This is a genomic window from Pimelobacter simplex, assembly GCF_024662235.1.
Taxonomy (GTDB): Bacteria; Actinomycetota; Actinomycetes; order Propionibacteriales; family Nocardioidaceae; genus Nocardioides.
This window is the reverse complement of sequence record NZ_CP096276.1, coordinates 4,781,983-4,795,642: the sequence shown is the minus strand read 5'-3', so window position 1 is coordinate 4,795,642 and position 13,660 is coordinate 4,781,983. Positions and strand designations below refer to the sequence as shown.

The window sequence follows — 13,660 nt, the reverse complement described above, 5'->3', positions numbered from 1 at the left end:
AGCACTTTACAACTCCGCCCCTCTTGTCAAACTCCTTTACAAGTCCTACGGTCTTGTCAAACGGCAGACGACGGCCGACTGCGAGGAGGCAGGACGATGACCGGACCGACCATCGGTGCAACGGTTCCCGAGGGCTCGACCGAGGAGTGGAAGGACAAGAAGCGCTACCTGTGGCTGCTCGGCCTGATGGTGCCCGGGCTGGGCATCATGGCCGTGGTCGGGTGGCTCTACACCGACTGGGTGTGGCTGCTGCTCGCCGGTCCGCTCCTGGTCAACGTCATCATCCCGGTGCTCGACCTGGCCTTCGGCCTCGACCCGTCGAACCCGCCGGACGACGTGATGGAGGAGCTCGAGAACGACCGGTACTACCGGTGGGTCGTGTTCATGTACATGCCGGCCCAGTTCCTCATCCTCTTCGCGGGCTTCGCGCTCATCGCCGGCATCAACCCGGTGCTCTGGTTCACCGACCTCGTCGGCGCGACCGGCTGGGTGAGCGACCACCTCGGCGCCGACCTGCTGCGCACGATCGACATGGCCTGGTACGAGAAGGTCTTCCTCGCGGTCTCGATCGCCGGCGTCCAGGGCATCGGCATCAACACGGCCCACGAGCTCGGCCACAAGAAGGAGTCGGTCGAGCGCTGGCTCAGCAAGATCGCCCTGGCGCCGACGTTCTACGGCCACTTCTACATCGAGCACAACCGCGGTCACCACGTCCGGGTCGCCACGCCCGAGGACCCGGCGTCCAGCCGGCTCGGTGAGTCGTTCTGGGCCTTCTGGCCGCGCACCGTCAGTGGTTCGCTCAAGTCGGCCTGGGAGGTCGAGGCCAAGCGCTACCGCCGCAAGAACACCCACCCGTTCCACCTCGGCAACGACGTCCTCAACGCCTGGCTCATGTCGATCGTCGTGTACGGCGCCATGTTCGCCCTCTACGGCTGGCAGATCGCGCCCTACGCGCTCATCACCATCGTCTTCGGCTTCTCGCTGCTCGAGATCATCAACTACCTCGAGCACTACGGCATGAAGCGGCAGAAGGTCGGCGAGAAGCAGCGCTACGAGCGGGTGCTGCCGATGCACAGCTGGAACAGCAACAACATCGTCACCAACATCTTCCTCTACCACCTGCAGCGCCACAGCGACCACCACGCCAACCCGACCCGGCGCTACCAGACCCTGCGCGACTTCAAGGAGTCTCCCGCCCTGCCCACCGGGTACGCCGGCATGCTGACCATCGCGCTCTTCCCGCCGCTGTGGCGCCGGGTGATGGACCACCGCGTCGTCGCGCACCTCGACGGCGACGTGACGCTGGCCAACATCCAGCCGGGCAAGGAGGCGAAGTACCTCGCCAAGTTCCCGCCGCCGGCCGTCCACGAGGTCCACAAGGACGACCTGTTCGCCCAGAAGTTCGTCGGCGAGGTGCTCGCGGCCAAGTGCCCCGGCTGCTCCTACGTCTACGAGGTGGCCGCGGGTGACGAGCACGAGGGCTTCGCCGCCGGCACGGCCTGGGCCGACATCCCGGACGACTGGTGCTGCCCCGACTGCGGTGTTCGCGAGAAGATCGACTTCGTCCCCTTCGACCCCGAGAAGATCGGAGCCTAGTGCCGTGAAGATCTCCGTCGACATCGACAAGTGCGAAGGCCTCGGCATGTGCGAGGCCATGGCCAACGACTACTTCGAGGTGGACGAGGACGAGGACAAGGTCGTCATCCTCGACGACAGCCCGGCCGAGAGCGAGCGCGGTCACGTCTACGCCGCCGTCCAGGCCTGCCCGGTCCTCGCGCTCACCCTCGAGGGCTGACCGCGCCCATGTCGCTCCTCGCGGGCCGACCCGCGCCGTACGTCGCAGAGGGGCAGGTGGCTACCCTCGGTGAGGTGGTCACCTCCCCCCTGCGCGAGCGGCTGATCGAGGCCGCCGGGCAGATCACCACCGACTCCGGGTGGGCCAAGGTCACCATGGCCCGGCTCGCCGACGACGTGGGCGTGAGCCGGCAGACCGTCTACAACGAGATCGGCACCAAGAACGACCTCGCCGAGGCCATGGTCATGCGCGAGCTCGACCGCTTCCTCGCCGGCGTCACCCGGTCCTTCGACGAGAACCCCACCGACCTCATCGGTGCGATCCGCGACTCGGCCCGCCGGGTGCTCAAGTACGCCCAGAACAACGCCCTGCTCCACGCGGTCGTCTCCGCCACCCACGGCGCCGACACCGAGCTCCTGCCCCTGCTGACCACCCACTCGGAGTACCTCCTCGAGGGGGCCAAGCAGGTCATCACCGAGCGCGTCGCGGCCTACGACGTGGCGCTGCCGGCCGACCGCCTCGACGCCAGCATCGACATGGTCGTGCGCCTCGTCCTGAGCCACGTCATGCAACCCTCCGCCGACCCTGCGCAGACCGGTGACGACATCGCCTGGATCGCAGAACGCGTCCTGCGCTGAGGCGCCGCGTACTACCCTCGGGCCTGGGAGGACTGCCGGGAGGACCGGCAGCAGGGAAGGGACCATGGGGTGGGCGCGACGCCACAGGACGCTGACGGCTGGGCTGTCAGCGGCGTCCGTCGTGCTCGCGCTCAGCGCCTGCGGCACGCCTGAGAAGGGCTCCCCCCGGACCGACCCCACCGACGCCGCCGCCTCGACCTCGACCTCCGCCGAGGCGACCGAACCGCCCGCCGCCGACGCCGCCGACCCGAAGCACGCGGTCGCACCGCCGGGCGAGTTCGACGGCACGCTCTTCGGCGACGACCTGCTCGTCGTCTCCCAGGACACGCTGACCGAGGACGAGCTCGCCGCGATCACCGGCGTCAAGGTCAACGGCGACAAGGGCGTTGCGGCGTTCACCCAGCTGTCCTACGGACAGTTCACGATGCAGAACCGGCTCTTCAACATCGCCGCGGTCGACCTCGAGGGCTACCGCCCGTTCACCGGCGGCGACAACGCGGGCTTCAAGGAGCAGTGGGACCGGATCGCCGGCGGCGAGGTCGCCGTCCTCGAGACGCTGAAGAAGGAGCTGCCGCCCGACAAGGACGGCTACCTGACCGTCGACGACCAGCGGATCCACGTCGGCACCTGGTCCCGCCCCGGCGTCGACGGCGTCGACGCGGTCGTCAACGCCAAGTGGGGCGCCGATCTCGGGCTGCCGCCGCGCAACGCCGTCCTCATCAACACCGGCATCGCCTCGCCCCAGGTTGTCCGCGCCAAGATCGAGAAGGCGGTCGGCGTCAAGACCTACGCGATCAGCAACCTCGACATCGTCGCCCAGCGCGGCCTCGACCTCGACACCTTCCAGAACGTCGTCCCGGTCGGTGCCTTCCGCGACGCGGTCGGCGTCTTCCGCTACACCGCCATCGGCGGCGGCCGGATCGCGCCCGACCCGGCCTGGGTCCGCTCGCACATCGTCACCGACACCGTGCCGATCCTCGGCCAGGTCACCTGCAACAAGTACATGATGCCGCAGCTCAAGGCGGCCCTCCAGGAGGTCGTCCGACGCGGCCTCCAGGGCGAGATCCGCCGCGACCAGTACGCCGGCTGCTACTACCCCCGGTTCATCGCCGGCTCCACCCAGCTCTCGAACCACTCGTTCGGGCTGGCCCTCGACCTCAACGTCCCGGGCAACCAGCGCGGCACGGTGGGCCAGATGAACCGCGAGGTCGTCGCGATCTTCAAGTACTGGGGCTTCGCCTGGGGCGGCGACTGGGCCTACACCGACCCGATGCACTTCGAGCTCAACAAGATCGTCAACCCCGGCTGAGGGCCGGCCGCCGCGCGCACGGCAGGAGCGCCGCGCCGAAGAGCAGGGCGGCCACCGCGAGCAGGTCGAGGTTCGCCGAGACCACCGCGGTCGCGGCCAGGGCGAGGAGCGGGAACACGGGCCACCAGTGCGAGTCGCGGCGGCGCGCGGTCAGCGCGAGCAGGCTCATCAGGCCGACCAGGAACAGCAGGGGGCCGACCGCGCGCAACGGGTCGGGCAGGTCGGGCCAGCTCGGGGCGAGATCGGTCAGGGTGACCCAGGCGAACGCTCCGATGCCGGCCAGGGTCGCCGCGCCCGCCACCGGGGCCGCGGCCCCGGTGGCGCGGAGGGACCGGACCATCGCGACCGTGAGCGCCGCGAAGCCGACCCACGCGACGAGGAACGCCAGGTGGCCGATCGTCCACCACAGGCCCGGGCCGTGGTTGCCGTCGCGACCGTCGAGCCAGCGGCACCCGGCGTACACCAGGAGTGCGGCGGGGACGACGCCGCTCATCGCGCGTCCTCGGCGGTCAGCGGGTAGCGGGCGTCGAGCCGCGGGCGCAGCACCGACCGCTCCAGGAACCTGAGGAGGAGCAGCCCGCCGAGCCAGTACGCCGGCACGACCAGGATCGCCTCGCCGGTGCTGTCCGGGGAGCCGACCACGATGAGCACCGCCGCGGTGACCAGCAGGCCGAGCGCGACGTACAGGTAGCGCCAGCCACGATGGGCCCACTCGGCCCGGCTCCGGGCCGCTCGCTCGGCGGCGAGGCGCGCGTCGAGCCCGTCGACCGCGACACTCATCCGGTCGTCGTCGACTGTGACGAACAGGTCCCGCACCGATACCTCGAGCGCCTTGGCCACCATGGAGAGCGTCTCCAGGCTCGCGTCGTTTCCGGCCTCCAGGCGCTGGATGGTGCGCACCGCCACCCCGCTCGCCTCGGCCAGGCGCTCCTGGCTCCAGCCGCGGGCGGCCCGCAGGTCCTTGATCCGTGCCTCGTTCATGTCGTGATCCTTCCGTTCGGCGTTCATCGACGTCGAACCTAGGAAGCACCCGCCCCGGGGACCACGACACGAACCCGCCAAGGACCCGCCACCGGGGCGACACCGCACCGCCAGGCGCCGTACGACGCCCGGGCTAGCCGATCCGGCAGGCGTTGGTCGCCCCCGGCAGCCGGTACCGGTAGCGCGCGACCAGCCGGTAGCCCACCGCCGCGAACGGCCGCACCATCCGCCAGGTCAGTACCCGCCCGGCCCAGCGCCACGGCGGGCCGCAGGTGAGCAGGGCCTGGGCGACGGCGTCGGCGCCCGACGCGGTGACGGTGCCGTCGGCGTCCTGCCACTGGACGGCGGAGGTGACCTGGTCCTCGGTCAGGCCGAGGGCGGCGAGGTCGAGCGCCTGCCAGGGCACGATGGCGCAGTCGCCGTGGCGCTCCAGCCACTGGGCGGACTGGGTGCAGAAGCCGCAGTCGCCGTCGTAGATGCAGGTGCCGGCCATGTCCTCAGCCTAGGCCGGGACGGGTCCGTGCCGGTTACTGGACAGTAGTGAACCTTGACACCATTGCTGTCACGCTCGTGCCATGATCGGCCCCATGACGTTCGCGCTGGGTCAGGGAACCGGTCCGCTCAAGGGGCTCAAGGTGGTCGAGATCGCGGGCATCGGGCCGAGCCCGCACGCCTGCATGATCCTGGCCGACCTCGGGGCGGACGTGATCCGGGTCGAGCGGCCGGGTGGGCAGATGCTCACCGGGGGGTCGCACGACCTGCTCAACCGGGGGCGGCCGAGCGTCGCGCTCAACCTCAAGGACCCCGAGGCGGTCGCCACGGTGCTCGACCTCGTCGAGCAGGCGGACGTGCTGGTCGAGGGCATGCGGCCCGGGGTGGCCGAGCGGCTGGGGTTCGGGCCCGAGGAGTGCCACGCGCGCAACCCGCGACTGGTCTACGGGCGGATGACCGGGTGGGGGCAGGACGGGCCGTGGTCCCAGGCGGCCGGGCACGACATGAACTACGTCGCGATCACCGGGACGCTCCACGGGCTGGGTCAGGTCAAGGACAAGCCGCAGTTCCCGACCAACCTCGTCGGTGACTTCGGGGGCGGCTCGACGTACCTCGTGATCGGGATCCTGGCGGCGGTCTTCGAGGCCAAGGCGTCGGGTCAGGGTCAGGTCGTGGACGCCGCGATCGTCGACGGTACGGCGAACCTCAACGCCATGACGTCCGCCTTCCTCGCCGGGGGCGGATTCAAGGAGGAGCGGGCCGCGAACCTGCTCGACGGCGGCGCGCCGTACTACGACATCTACGAGACCGCCGACGGCGAGCACATGTCGGTGGGGGCGCTGGAGCCGCAGTTCTACGACCTCTTCATCGAGCTGCTCGGCATCAAGGACACCGCGCCCGACCGCTGGGACCTCGCCCAGACCGACGCGCTGCGCGAGCTCATCGCGAGCACCTTCCGGCAGAAGACCCGCGACGAGTGGTGCGCGATCTTCGACGGTACGGACGCGTGCGTCGCGCCGATCCTGCGGATGAGCGAGGCCAAGGACCACCCGCACATCAAGGGCCGCGAGATCTTCGTCGAGCACGAGGGGATCGTGCAGCCGCAGCCGGCGCCGCGGTTCTCCCGGACCCGGGCCACGCTCTCGCACCCGCCGGCCGCGGGCGCGGGCGCGCACACCCGGGAGGCGCTCGAGGCCTGGGGCGTCAAGGACGTCGACGGGCTCATCGAGCGCGGGGCTGCGGTGCAGATCACGCCGTGACGACGGCCCGGGATTGAGCCTGCTGGACCGGTGCCCCCTAGGCTGGGGTCACCGATCCGGCCAGTCTTGCCCCGGATCCCGGCGCGCCGCTCGCGGATGCGCCCCTCACCTGAGGCACCGCTTCACCGCCCCGTCACCGGACGGGGCAGCACGGCGAGACGCCCATGAGGGGAACGCGCCGACGCGTGCTGCGGTCCCCGGAGAGAAACACGTGACCACCACCTTCGCCGAGCTCGGCGTGCCCACTGACCTGCTCGCCGTCCTGTCGGCCGACCAGATCACCGTTCCCACCCCGATCCAGGCGGCGACGCTGCCGGACTCCCTGACCGGACGCGACGTCCTCGGCCGCGGTCGTACGGGGTCGGGCAAGACCTACGCCTTCGGGCTCCCGCTCGTCGCCCGCCTCGCCGCGGACGGCCGCCGTCGCCCCGCCCCCAAGCGCCCCCGCGCGCTGGTCCTCGCGCCGACCCGTGAGCTCGCCTCGCAGATCGCCGCGACCATCACCCCGCTGGCCAAGGCCGTCGGCCTCAGCACCACCACCGTCTTCGGCGGCGTCGGCCAGGGCCCGCAGGTCAACGCCCTGCGCAACGGCGTCGACATCCTCATCGCCTGCCCCGGCCGGCTCGAGGACCTCATCGGCCAGGGCCACTGCAGCCTCGCCGACGTCCAGGTGACCGTGCTGGACGAGGCCGACCACATGGCTGACCTCGGCTTCCTGCCCGCCGTACGGCGCCTGCTCGACCAGACGCCCAAGGGCGGCCAGCGGATGCTGTTCTCCGCCACCCTCGACGGCGCGATCAACGTGCTCGTCAAGCGCTTCCTCGACAAGCCCGCCGTCCACGAGGCCGACTCGGCGCAGTCGCCGGTCGCCAAGATGGACCACCACGTGCTCCACGTCGAGCGCGAGCAGCGCCTGCCCGTGCTGCTCGACCTGGTCAGCGCGCCCGGCCGCACGGTCGTCTTCACCCGGACCAAGCACGGCGCCAAGGCGCTGGCCCGCCAGCTCAACAAGAACGGCGTCCCCGCCGTCGACCTGCACGGCAACCTCAGCCAGGGCGCGCGCACCCGCAACATGGAGGCGTTCCACACCGGTGCCGCCACCACGCTGGTCGCCACCGACATCGCCGCCCGGGGCATCCACGTCGACGACGTGGCGCTCGTCGTCCACGCCGACCCGCCGGCCGAGCACAAGGCCTACCTGCACCGCTCCGGTCGTACGGCGCGCGCCGGTGCCGCCGGCACCGTCATCACCCTGATGACCAGCGAGCAGCGTCGCGACGTCAGCGATCTCACCCGCGCGGCCGGCATCAAGCCGACCACCACGCGGGTCCAGGGCCCCGACCACCCGGTGCTGCAGGACCTCGCCCCCGGCGAGCGCTCGCGCCCCGGCGGCATCGACCTGACCCCGGCCACGCCCCAGGGCGGCGGCAACGGGGGCAACGGTGGCGGCGGCGGTCGCAACCGCAACCGGCGCTCCGGTGCCAAGCCCGCGGCCAAGTCCGGCGGCGGTGCCAAGTCCGGCGGCGGCGCCAAGTCCTCCGGCGCCCCCAAGGCGGGCGGCGGCCAGGGCGGCAACCGCAACCGCCGGCGCCGTGGCGCCGGTGCCGGTGGCGGCTCCGGGAGCGGCGGCCACAGCGCCGCCAGCTTCAGCGGCCGGCGCTGACCGAACCGCTCGACGAGGTCGCGGTCAGCGCACCCGGCGCGGCTGCCGTGCCGCCCGCGCGACCGCGGCCTCGTAGGCGGTCACCAGACCGCCGACCGAGAGCGGCTTGAGCCGCTCCATGATCTCGCGGAAGTGCTCGGACTTGTCGTTGTCGTACAACGGCGCGAGCTGGTCGTTGATGACCGCGTAGAGCTCCTCGGCCATCTGCTGGCCGTGCTCCTGGTAGACCCGCGCCGCGGCGACCGCGACGTCGCGCGGGAACCCCAGCTCGAGCAGCCGGACGCCGATCGCGAGCTGGTTGCTCGCCACCAGGTACGCCGTCCCGCGCAGCCGGATCACGCCCAGCGCCTGGAGCGTGGCGATGTCGTCGGCGCTCAGCGCCCGGCCGGCCTTCTGCTCCAGCTGGGCCGGGTCCATCTCGACGGGCAGGTCGGACTGCCACGGCGCGAGCATCGTGCGGGCCAGCGCGATGTCCTCGGGGGTGGCGTCGTCGGGGATGCCGGCGACGTACCTCTCGATCGCCGACAGCGTGAAGCCGTGGCTCTGCAGCTCGAGGACCAGCTCGATGCGCGCCACGTGCACCGCGGCGTAGTAGCCGGACCGGCCGCGCCGGATCGGCGGCGGCACCAGCCCCCGCGAGGTGTAGAAGCGCACCGTGCGCACCGACAGCCCGACCCGGGCGGTGAGCTCCTCCAGGGTGAGCAGCGTGTCCGCCGGTGCGTCCTGGGTCACACCGTCGCCTGGGCCCTCGCTCTTGACCATGACAGTAATAGTGTCACAATCGTCCTCAGAGACACCGCCGAGAAACGCAGAGAACAAGGACGGTCATGGCAGAAGCATTCGTGTACGACCACCTCCGCACGCCGCGCGGCCGAGGCAAGGCCAACGGCTCCCTCCACGAGGTGAAGCCGATCGACCTCGCGGTCGGTCTCCTCGACGCCGTCAAGGAGCGCAACCCCGGTCTCGACCCGAACCGGGTCGACGACGTGATCCTCGGCGTCGTCTCGCCGATCGGCGACCAGGGCGGCGACATCGCCAAGTCCGCCGCGATCGCGGCCGGCTACCCCGACACCGTCGCGGGCGTCCAGCTCAACCGCTTCTGCGCGTCCGGCCTCGAGGCCGTCAACCAGGCCGCCGGCCGGGTCCGCGGTGGCTTCGAGGACCTCATCATCGCCGGTGGCGTCGAGTCCATGAGCCGGGTGCCGATGGGCTCCGACGGCGGCGCCTGGGCCTCCGACCCGGCGACGGCGTTCAAGGCGGGCTTCGTGCCGCAGGGCATCGGTGCCGACCTCATCGCCACGATCGAGGGCTGGAGCCGCGAGGACGTCGACGCCTTCGCCGCCGAGTCCCACCACCGCGCCGCCAAGGCGCAGGCCAACGGCTACTTCGACGGCGCGCTCGTGCCGGTCAAGGACATCAGCGGGCTGACCGTGCTCGACCGTGACGAGACCGTCCGTCCCGGCACCTCGGTCGAGGGCCTGGCCGGCCTCAAGCCGTCGTTCGCCCAGCTCGGCGCCGACGCCGGCTTCGACGACGTGGCGCTCGAGAAGTACCACTGGCTCGAGAAGATCAACCACGTCCACCACGCCGGCAACTCGTCGGGCATCGTCGACGGCGCCGCGCTGACCCTGATCGGCAACGAGCAGGTCGGCAAGGACCTCGGCCTGACCCCGCGCGCCCGCGTCCTGGCGACCGCGGTCTCCGGTGCGGACCCGATCATCATGCTCACCGGCCCCGCCCCGGCCGCCCGCAAGGCGCTGGCCAAGGCCGGTCTCGAGGTCGGCGACATCGACCTGTTCGAGATCAACGAGGCGTTCGCCGCCGTCGCCATGAGGTTCATGCGCGACATGGGCATCGGCCCCGACATCACCAACGTCAACGGCGGCGCGATCGCCATGGGTCACCCGCTCGGCGCGACCGGCGCGATGATCCTCGGCACCCTGATCGACGAGCTCGAGCGGCGCGACCTGCGCCGCGGCCTCGCCACGCTCTGCGTGGGCGGCGGTATGGGCATCGCCACGATCGTCGAGCGCGTCTGAGCGCCCCCTCCCTCGTACCTCTCGAACTCAAGGAACGACATTGAGCACCGACACCCAGACCGCAGTGCGCTACGAGCGGGACGCCGACGGCATCGTCACCCTGACCCTCGACGACCCCAACCAGAGCGCCAACACGATGAACGAGCTCTACCGCGCCTCCATGGCGGCCGCGGTCGAGCGCCTCTACGACGAGCAGGACGACATCACCGGTGTCGTCGTCGCCTCCGCCAAGAAGACCTTCTTCGCTGGCGGTGACCTCAAGCTGATGGTGCAGACCACCAAGGACAACGCGGGCGAGGTCTTCGCCCAGTGCGAGAGCATCAAGGCCGCCCTGCGCCGCCTCGAGCTCTTCCCCAAGCCGGTCGTCGCCGCCATCAACGGCGCCGCGCTCGGCGGTGGCTACGAGATCACCCTCGCGACCCAGCGCCGGATCGCCGTCGCCGGCTCCTACAAGGTCGGCCTGCCCGAGGCGAGCCTCGGCCTGCTGCCCGGCGGTGGCGGCGTGACCCGCACCGTGCGCAAGTTCGGCCTGCAGACCGCGCTGATGGACGTCCTGCTCCAGGGCACCCAGTTCGGCATCGACGCCGCGCTCGCCAAGGGCATCGTCGACGAGGTCGTCGCCACCCAGGACGAGCTGATCCCCGCTGCCAAGGCGTGGATCAAGGCCAACCCCGAGGCCGCGCTGTCGCCGTGGGACGCCCCCGGCTACAAGATGCCCGGCGGTACGCCGAAGTCCCCGGCCCTGGCCGGCTTCCTGCCCGCCTTCCCGGCGCTGCTGCGCAAGCAGACCAAGGGCGCCGTCTACCCCGCCGCCCGGGCGATCCTGTCCGCGGCCGTCGAGGGTGCCCAGGTCGACTTCGACACCGCCTCGCGGATCGAGTCGCGCTACCTGACCAACCTGGTCGTCAACCAGGCGTCGAAGAACATGATCCAGGCGTTCTTCTTCGACCTCCAGGCGATCAACTCCGGCTCCCTGCGCCCGCAGGGCGTCGAGCCCTACAAGGCCGCCAAGGTCGGCGTCCTGGGCGCCGGCATGATGGGCGCGGGCATCGCCTACGTCTGCGCGCGGGCCGGCATGGAGGTCGTCCTCAAGGACGTCGCCATCGAGAACGCCGAGAAGGGCAAGGCCTACAGCGAGGGCATCAACGCCAAGGCGATCTCGCGCGGCAAGCTGACCGAGGAGAAGTCCCAGGCGCTGCTCGACCGGATCACCCCGACCGCCGACCCGGCCGACCTGGCCGGCTGCGACCTCGTCATCGAGGCCGTCTTCGAGGACCCGGCGCTCAAGGCCAAGGTGTTCGCCGAGATCCTGCCGCACGTCAACCCCGACGCGCTGCTCTGCTCCAACACCTCGACCCTGCCGATCAGCGGCCTGGCCGAGGGCATCGAGGACACCGCGAAGCGGCCGAACTTCATCGGCCTGCACTTCTTCTCGCCGGTCGACAAGATGCCGCTGGTAGAGATCATCGCCGGCAAGGAGACCTCCGACGAGGCGCTCGCCAAGGCGTATGACGTCGTCCTGCAGATCCGCAAGACGCCGATCGTGGTCAACGACAGCCGTGGCTTCTACACCTCGCGCGTCATCGGCTACATGGTCAACGAGGGCATGGCGATGCTCGCCGAGGGCGTGGCGCCGTACACGATCGAGCGGGCGACCACCTCGGCCGGCTACCCGGCCCCGGTGCTCCAGCTCTCCGACGAGCTCAACCTCGAGCTGATGGCCAAGATCGCCAAGGCCACCACCGAGGCCAACCCCGACCTGCCGGTGCACCCGGGCCAGGCCGTGGTCGGCAAGATGCTCGAGGCGGGTCGTGCGGGTCGCCTGCGCGGAGCCGGCTTCTACGACTACGTGGACGGCAAGCGCGGCTCCATCTGGGCCGGTCTCGCCGACCTGTTCCCGGTGGCCGCCGAGCAGCCCGACATCCAGGACGTCCGCGACCGGATGCTCTTCGCCGAGGCCCTCGAGACCGCGAAGTGCTTCGAGGAGAACGTCATCACCTCGGCTGCTGCGGCCAACATCGGCTCGATCATGGGCATCGGCTTCCCGCCGATGACCGGTGGCGCGGCGCAGTTCATGACCGGCTACGAGGACAAGGCCACCGGTGAGGTCGGGCTCAACGCCTTCCTCAAGCGGGCCGACGAGCTGGCCGCGACCTACGGTGACCGCTTCGCCGCGACGCCGTGGCTGCGCGAGCTGGCGGCCTCGGGCAAGGGCTTCCCCGCCTGAGCCACGGCTGAGCCACCTGCGGGACCACGGGCCGGTCCGAACGAGGCAACTCGTTCGGACCGGCCCGGTACCTTTCCGGACATGGAACGGCCGCGCCGCACGGTGCTCAGCGTGATCGCCGCGAGCCTGCTCGGGCTCGCGCTCCTCACGGGTGTGGGCGTCGTCCTCGTCTACAACGACTGGAACGGCAACCTCGAGCACCCGGACGTGATCGGCAAGAACCGCCCGGTCCAGAAGACCAAGGCGCTCAACATCCTGGTGATGGGCACCGACACCCGCGACTGCGCGGGCTGCAAGATCGACAGCGAGGCCGGGGGCGGCCTGTCCGACACCACGATCCTCTTCCACCTCTCGGCCGACCGGACGTTCGCCTACGGCATCTCGATCCCGCGCGACACGGCGGTGATGCGGCCGACCTGCTACCGGGCCGACGGCAGCGAGATCCCGGCCGCGACGACGTACGAGAAGTGGAACCAGGCGTACCAGGTCGGCGGCCCCGGCTGCACCCGCCAGCAGCTCGAGCAGCTCACCGGCATCCACGTGGACAAGTTCGTCGTCGTCGACTTCAGCCAGTTCAAGGACATGGTCAACGCGCTCGACGGCGTCGAGATCTGCGTCCCTCGCGAGATCAACGACACCACCGGCAACATCCACCTCGACGCCGGCACCCGCGAGGTCGATGGCGCGGAGGCGCTCGACTACGCCCGGGTGCGCTACGGCGTCAGCGACGGGATCGACCCCTACCGGACCCGCCGCCAGCAGGCCCTGATCGGCGCCATGATCGACAAGGCGCTCAGCGGCGGCATGCTCGCCCGGCCCGACCGGATCGTCAGCTTCATCGACGCCGCGACCACCCAGCTCCAGACCGACTTCAAGTCCGTCGCCCAGATGGCCAAGGTGGCCACGAGCGCCAAGAGCATCGACCCCGACGACATCAAGTTCATCACCACGCCGTGGACGCTCGACACCGACAAGGTCAGCGGCGGGGTCGAGTGGCTGCCGTCGGTCAAGCGGCTGTGGCCGCTGGTCATCGACGACAAGCCGCTCACCCGGGAGTTCCTGGCCGGCTCGCTGAGCGCGGGCGGGTCGCCGTCCGGTGGCGCGGCCTCGTCGTCGGGGACGCCCTCGGGGACGCCGTCGGGCTCGGCCACCGCGTCGCCGTCGGGCAAGCCGGGCGGGCAGGCCACCGGTGGCGGCGGGCTGTCCGCCGAGGAGCGGGACAAGGCGGGCCTCTGCTCCTGACCGGGCGGCCCGGTC

At 71.0% G+C, this 13,660-nt stretch carries 13 protein-coding genes; 9 read left to right on the top strand and 4 right to left on the bottom strand.

Annotated elements, in window-relative coordinates; genetic code table 11:
- Nucleotides 1-96: 96 nt before the first annotated feature.
- The 4 genes from M0M48_RS30920 to M0M48_RS23445 all read left to right on the top strand — a co-directional run bounded on the left by M0M48_RS30920 (nucleotide 97) and on the right by M0M48_RS23445 (nucleotide 3,742).
- Nucleotides 97-1,596 (top strand): fatty acid desaturase, encoded by a 1,500-nt coding sequence (locus M0M48_RS30920; protein ID WP_374586402.1) that lies wholly within the window; start codon nucleotides 97-99, stop codon nucleotides 1,594-1,596.
- Between the two features lie 4 nt (nucleotides 1,597-1,600).
- Nucleotides 1,601-1,795 carry a ferredoxin gene (locus M0M48_RS23455; protein WP_257752974.1) on the top strand — a complete coding sequence of 65 codons (195 nt, stop codon included), beginning with the start codon at nucleotides 1,601-1,603 and terminating at the stop codon, nucleotides 1,793-1,795.
- 74 nt (nucleotides 1,796-1,869) lie between these two features.
- A complete protein-coding gene (locus tag M0M48_RS23450) occupies nucleotides 1,870-2,433 on the top strand; it encodes a TetR family transcriptional regulator (protein ID WP_257752973.1) in 564 nt (187 codons plus the stop codon).
- A 121-nt stretch (nucleotides 2,434-2,554) separates the two neighbouring features.
- On the top strand, nucleotides 2,555-3,742 hold the full coding sequence (locus M0M48_RS23445) for a M15 family metallopeptidase (protein ID WP_257752972.1): 1,188 nt from the start codon (nucleotides 2,555-2,557) through the stop codon (nucleotides 3,740-3,742).
- Here M0M48_RS23445 and M0M48_RS23440 read toward each other — a convergent pair.
- The 3 genes from M0M48_RS23440 to M0M48_RS23430 form a co-directional block, all read right to left on the bottom strand.
- On the bottom strand, nucleotides 3,729-4,235 hold the full coding sequence (locus tag M0M48_RS23440) for a hypothetical protein (RefSeq protein ID WP_257752971.1): 507 nt from the start codon (nucleotides 4,233-4,235) through the stop codon (nucleotides 3,729-3,731). The genes M0M48_RS23445 and M0M48_RS23440 overlap by 14 nt on opposite strands.
- Nucleotides 4,232-4,723 carry a helix-turn-helix domain-containing protein gene (locus M0M48_RS23435; RefSeq protein WP_257752970.1) on the bottom strand — a complete coding sequence of 164 codons (492 nt, stop codon included), beginning with the start codon at nucleotides 4,721-4,723 and terminating at the stop codon, nucleotides 4,232-4,234. Before M0M48_RS23435 ends, M0M48_RS23440 begins: the two co-directional genes overlap by 4 nt.
- Before the next feature lie 133 nt (nucleotides 4,724-4,856).
- Nucleotides 4,857-5,216, bottom strand: coding sequence for a thiol-disulfide oxidoreductase DCC family protein (locus M0M48_RS23430; RefSeq protein ID WP_257752969.1), 360 nt, complete (start codon nucleotides 5,214-5,216; stop codon nucleotides 4,857-4,859).
- Between the two features lie 82 nt (nucleotides 5,217-5,298).
- On the opposite strand from M0M48_RS23430, the gene M0M48_RS23425 reads away from it, so the two are divergent.
- Both M0M48_RS23425 and M0M48_RS23420 read left to right on the top strand, forming a co-directional pair.
- On the top strand, nucleotides 5,299-6,474 hold the full coding sequence (locus M0M48_RS23425; RefSeq protein ID WP_252372582.1) for a CaiB/BaiF CoA transferase family protein: 1,176 nt from the start codon (nucleotides 5,299-5,301) through the stop codon (nucleotides 6,472-6,474).
- A gap of 211 nt (nucleotides 6,475-6,685) precedes the next feature.
- Nucleotides 6,686-8,137 carry a DEAD/DEAH box helicase gene (locus M0M48_RS23420; RefSeq protein WP_257752968.1) on the top strand — a complete coding sequence of 484 codons (1,452 nt, stop codon included), beginning with the start codon at nucleotides 6,686-6,688 and terminating at the stop codon, nucleotides 8,135-8,137.
- A 24-nt stretch (nucleotides 8,138-8,161) separates the two neighbouring features.
- On the opposite strand, the gene M0M48_RS23415 is transcribed toward M0M48_RS23420, so the two are convergent.
- Nucleotides 8,162-8,899, bottom strand: coding sequence for a MerR family transcriptional regulator (locus M0M48_RS23415; protein WP_215812210.1), 738 nt, complete (start codon nucleotides 8,897-8,899; stop codon nucleotides 8,162-8,164).
- Nucleotides 8,900-8,964: 65 nt separating this feature from the next.
- On the opposite strand from M0M48_RS23415, the gene M0M48_RS23410 reads away from it, so the two are divergent.
- From M0M48_RS23410 to M0M48_RS23400, 3 genes are all read left to right on the top strand, one after another.
- Nucleotides 8,965-10,176, top strand: a complete 1,212-nt coding sequence (locus M0M48_RS23410; protein WP_215812211.1) for an acetyl-CoA C-acetyltransferase — start codon at nucleotides 8,965-8,967, stop codon at nucleotides 10,174-10,176.
- Nucleotides 10,177-10,216: 40 nt separating this feature from the next.
- Entirely contained in the window at nucleotides 10,217-12,403 is a 2,187-nt protein-coding gene (locus tag M0M48_RS23405; protein WP_257752967.1) for a 3-hydroxyacyl-CoA dehydrogenase NAD-binding domain-containing protein, read from the top strand.
- Nucleotides 12,404-12,484: 81 nt separating this feature from the next.
- Entirely contained in the window at nucleotides 12,485-13,645 is a 1,161-nt protein-coding gene (locus M0M48_RS23400; protein ID WP_257752966.1) for an LCP family protein, read from the top strand.
- Nucleotides 13,646-13,660: the final 15 nt, after the last annotated feature.